Here is a 4482-nt window from a genome sequence, read left to right on the forward strand (position 1 = left end):
GCCGAACGCCCACTTCGTCCCCACTCCCGGAACCCACCTGGTGGGCACGGACGCCATCCGCCAGGCCATGAAGCAGATGGTCGACAGCGGTGCCCACCTCAAGCTCGAAATGCGCGAGATCCGGCAAGTCGACGACGTCGCCCTGGTATCGAACAACGCCACCCTCACCGGGGTCGGACCGGAGCCGGTGATCTCCACCACCACCGAGATCCTCCGACGCCAGCCGGGCGGCGGCTGGGTTCACGTCGTGGACGACCCGTTCTTCAACTGACCGCGTCGGGCGGCCTGGGCACGGATGCACAGGCCGCCCGCCCCTCCCAGGTCCTAGTTCTGGCGGGCATCTGATCAATGTTCAGGATGCTGTGAGGGATGTCCGTTGCGGGCCGACCGCGTCCCCGTCCCATTGCCCGGCGGCCCACTCCTCATGTCTGATGAGGAGTTCCTCAATGTCTCCGACCAAGGTCATTGAGACCTGTGCAACATGAAGTACGCAGGTCACGGGTCTGGTGTGCGGGGCGGGCGGGGTACTCGCGCTGGTCGTCGGCGGGTGTCCATGGTGAAGATCGTCTGACCTGTCGCCAGGGCCGTTGTCGGGTTCTGCTGCGCCGAACGCCACGCTCGCTCGTGTCCGCTCTCGATCGGTCAGCGTGCGGCCGAGTATGCCGGCACACATGGCAGGGGCCAATGTGGCGAAGTGATGTCGGACAGTGTCGAAATCGACTGGCTGCGCGCCTAAGGACGGAGGGCTTTTCGTTGGCCTGTGGCGGCGGACCGTACGATCGCGTCAAGGAGTCGGTGGCGCTTGACGGCGTGGGTGAAGTCCGGGGCGACAGCCGTTCCGTGGATGAGGTCGTCCCGAATCGCGGCGTAGGCGTGCACCAGCGTGTGGATCACTGTTCCGGCCAGGCCGGGATAGTCGTCGTAGCCGCTGGGCAGCGTGACCTTCGTAGGCCGACCGCCGCTGCGTGTGCCACACACCGTGACCGGACCGATGTGCGGGAACTCGGCGGCGGTAATCTCGAGTCTCCCCTCCGTGCCGTCGATGATCAGAGAGAACCCTGCACCCGATGCCGCGCCTCCACGGTGGTGGACGGACAGGATCGCCCCGCCCGCCACGGTGCCCGAGATCGCGATCTGGTCCTCGGCGGTCATCGGAACGACCTGCCCGGTGCGCCCGAGGGGAACCTGGCGGCGCCGGGTCGCGGTCGTAGCGACCACTTCCTGAAGCTCGCCGACGACCATCGACACCAGGTCGATCGCGTGTCCGAACGCGATGGTCAGCATCGTGGCCCCGAGCTTGCGGTCGAGCGTGTAGACCATGCTCTGAGACACCGGAGTGCCCCATTCGGTCGAAGACGCCACGACGGTGGCGGAGAGCACTTCCCCCACGAATCCTTCGGACACGAGGTCGGCCAGCCAGCGGAAGGTAGGCGAGGAGCGTCCCTGAAGACCGACGAAGGTGCGCGTCGTCCCGGCGGCACGCTCCATCTCCTCGGCCTCGCGCAGGTCGACGGCGAGCGGCCACTCGGAGAGCACCGGCACTCCCGCCTTCAGCACGGGCAACACGAGTTCGCGATGCTGGGGCACTTTGACGGCGACAACAACGAGGTCGACGTTCTCGTCGCCGGCGAGCTGCTCGACCGACGTGTACGCGGGTACGCCATACGCCGCTCCCGCGGCCTGGGCCGAGGCTTCGGAGCTCGCCGCCAGCGCGCGAAGCTCGATCCCGTCGACGGCTCTCAGCGCGGGCAGGTGAGCCCCGGCCGCCCAGCCTCCCGTGGCGCTCAGGCCGACGATGCCGACGCCGATCGGCTTACGGGGGTCAGGCACCGAGCTGCCGCCTCAGGGTCTCGGCGTCGTGCAGGGCCGTCATGTGCACGAACCGCCCGTCACGAACCTGGTAGATGGCGTACTCGACGATCTCGAACGAGGCGCCGGTGGGAGCCACGCCGAGCCACTCCTTGGCGGGCGTGCCCGTGTTGGTCAGACGGGCGGCCAGGCGATCACCATCGATCGCGATCTCCCGGGGCTCCCAGTGGAAGTCCGGGACCGCGTCGATGTCGCCGTTCAGCACAGCGATGACCTGGTCCCGAGTGCCCGGCTCGCCGTTCAGGGTGGTCTCGTCGTTGATGAACTCGTCCATGCGGTAGATCTCGTGGGCGTTGAGCGCCCCGATGTAGCGCAGGTAGAACTCGCGCAGGTCGGTGTCGGACATGATCTCCTTCTTCGGCCCCCGGAGCGGAGGTCATGCTCGGTGTTTCGCGACGGCTCTTGACGGTTTCGTCACGGTGATCGTCGGCAGGGGGAGGAACCACTGCTCGAAACTTCTGTCCCAGACGGTACAGAAGTTTTGCCGCACCGTCACGGCCCTCATGCGCGGAGAATGTCTCACCGGGGCGAGCGAAGGGGTGCAGCCGCTATGCAGGCCAGCCGAGCAACGCCGTGTCGACGATCTCATCGAGCTCAGCAGGACCGAGGCCGTTGGCGGCCTGCACTGCGATGCCGAAACCCATCGTCATGATGAACCGGGCAAGACGTCGAGGGTCGGCGTTGCGCGGAAGATCACCCTCGTCGACGGCGCGCCGGAAGCGCTCCTCAAGGCGGACCCCCGCGTCGTTGCGCCAGTCGACAAGCAGGTCGTGGACGGCCCGGCTCTCGTCGCTCGACGCCAGCGCACCCTGCACGGTCAGGCACCCGGAGGGGCCGCCGGGAGGGGTCGTGGTGCAGACCGCTCCGCGGAGGAACGCCAAGGCCACAGCCCGTGCGGTGGGCTCCTCCAAGGCGCGCGTGGCGTAGGCGGCCGGCCCCGCGCCGTAGCGCTGGAGGGCCTTGCGGAACAACTGCTCCTTGTTGCCGAAGGCCGCGTACATGCTCGTCTTGGTGATCCCCATGGCGCCGGTCAGTTCAGCGAGGCTTGCACCTTCGTACCCTCGCGCCCAGAACACCCGCATCGCGCGTTCCAGCGCCTGGTCGATGTCGAATCCTCGAGGCCGACCCATGACGGCCCTACGGGAGTTACCCATCCCACAAGCGTACCTCTCGGTACAGATCTGCGCTGACCAGCAGTTTCATCCTACCCAGGTGGCGAACGCAGTTCAGTACCGGTCGGTCTTGATGTGCTAGGTTTCTGCACCGACCGGTACTTAATTGATGGGAAGGGAAGTCCGCGCCATGAAAACCGTTTCGCTCGGCAGCCTCAAGGTCTCGCGCATCGGTCTCGGAGCCATGGGAATGTCGGCGTTCTACACCGGCGCCGGCCAGTTCGACGACGAGTCGATCCGCACGATCCACCGCGCTCTGGACCTCGGGGTCACCCATATCGACACCGCTGAGGGGTACGGCCCCTTCATCAACGAGGGGCTGGTCGGCCGAGCCGTGCAGGGGCGCCGAGACGAGGTCGTGCTGGCGACCAAGTTCGGACTGATCTCCCACATCGGTGGCTCGGCTCCGGACAGCACCCCGGCCAACATCCGCCTGGCCGTGGAGGGATCACTGAAGCGCCTGGGCACCGACTACATCGACCTCTATTACCAGCACCGGGTGGACCCCGGCACGCCCATCGAAGAGACCGTTGGCGCGCTGGCCGAACTGGTGGCCGAAGGCAAGATCCGCCACATCGGCCTGTCGGAGGCCGGCCCCGCCACGATCCGCCGCGCTCACGCCGTGCATCCGGTCACCGCGGTCCAGTCCGAATACTCCCTGTGGACCCGCGACCCGGAGGCCTGGATCCTGCCTGTCCTGCGCGAACTGGGTATCGGCTTCGTGCCGTACTCCCCGCTTGGCCGCGGCTTCCTGACCGGCAACATCCGCTCCCTGAACGATCTTGACACCGACGACTGGCGCCGCACCAACCACCGCTTCGCCGACGGCAACCTGGAACGTAACCTGCGAATCGTCGACGAGGTCCGGGCCGTAGCCGCCGAGATCGACACCACGCCCGCGCAGGTCTCCTTGGCCTGGCTGCTCGCCCAGGGTGACGACATCGCGCCCATCCCCGGCACCAAGCGAGTCGCCCGGCTGGAGGAGAACGCCGCCGCCGACCACATCGAGCTCACTGCCAGCCACGTCGCCCGCCTGAACGACCTGCCCCGGGCCTCCGGCGAGCGCTACGACGCGGACAACATGGCCGCCATCGACCGCTGATCGAAGACGTACCACCACGCACGCCGCGGGTCGGCATCCGCGCGAAGAGTGCCGCATTCCCAATGAGACTGTGCAACATGAAGTACGCAGGTCACGGGTCTGGTGTGCGGGGTACTCGCGCTGGTCGTCGGCGGGTGTCCATGGTGAAGATCGTCTGACCTGTCGCCAGGGCCGTTGTCGGGTTCTGCTGCGCCGACCGCCGTGCCCCTCCTACGATCCCTGACCGGGCCGGTGCCGGGAGAGTGCGGGGAGGGCGTGGGGATGCTGGAGCTGGAGCGGATCACGGCTCGCCGGAATGAACTGGACACGCTCGCCGATGAGTTGGCCAAGCAGCTGGCG

4 protein-coding genes and 1 pseudogene are annotated in these 4482 nt (G+C 67.4%); 2 read left to right on the top strand and 3 right to left on the bottom strand.

The window, feature by feature from the left end; translation table 11 throughout:
* Window positions 1-271 (top strand): annotated as a pseudogene (locus tag ABZ725_RS52410) (DUF4440 domain-containing protein); the annotation flags it as partial.
* Between the two features lie 461 nt (window positions 272-732).
* Here the strand turns inward: ABZ725_RS52410 and ABZ725_RS52415 are convergent.
* From ABZ725_RS52415 to ABZ725_RS52425, 3 genes are all read right to left on the bottom strand, one after another.
* Complete coding sequence (locus tag ABZ725_RS52415; protein ID WP_358809455.1) at window positions 733-1830, bottom strand: Gfo/Idh/MocA family oxidoreductase; 1098 nt, start codon at window positions 1828-1830, stop codon at window positions 733-735.
* The gene (locus ABZ725_RS52420) at window positions 1823-2215 is read right to left on the bottom strand and encodes an ester cyclase (RefSeq protein ID WP_358809456.1); all 393 of its coding nucleotides are present in this window, start codon (window positions 2213-2215) and stop codon (window positions 1823-1825) included. Before ABZ725_RS52420 ends, ABZ725_RS52415 begins: the two co-directional genes overlap by 8 nt.
* Window positions 2216-2417: 202 nt before the next feature.
* Window positions 2418-3023 carry a TetR/AcrR family transcriptional regulator gene (locus tag ABZ725_RS52425; protein ID WP_358809457.1) on the bottom strand — a complete coding sequence of 202 codons (606 nt, stop codon included), beginning with the start codon at window positions 3021-3023 and terminating at the stop codon, window positions 2418-2420.
* Window positions 3024-3171: 148 nt separating this feature from the next.
* Here ABZ725_RS52425 and ABZ725_RS52430 point away from each other — a divergent pair, with 148 nt between their 5' ends.
* On the top strand, window positions 3172-4143 hold the full coding sequence (locus ABZ725_RS52430; protein WP_358809458.1) for an aldo/keto reductase: 972 nt from the start codon (window positions 3172-3174) through the stop codon (window positions 4141-4143).
* The last annotated feature ends 339 nt before the right edge of the window (window positions 4144-4482 follow it).

The organism is Streptomyces sp. NPDC006872 (genome assembly GCF_040635845.1).
Taxonomy (GTDB): domain Bacteria; phylum Actinomycetota; class Actinomycetes; order Streptomycetales; family Streptomycetaceae; genus Streptomyces.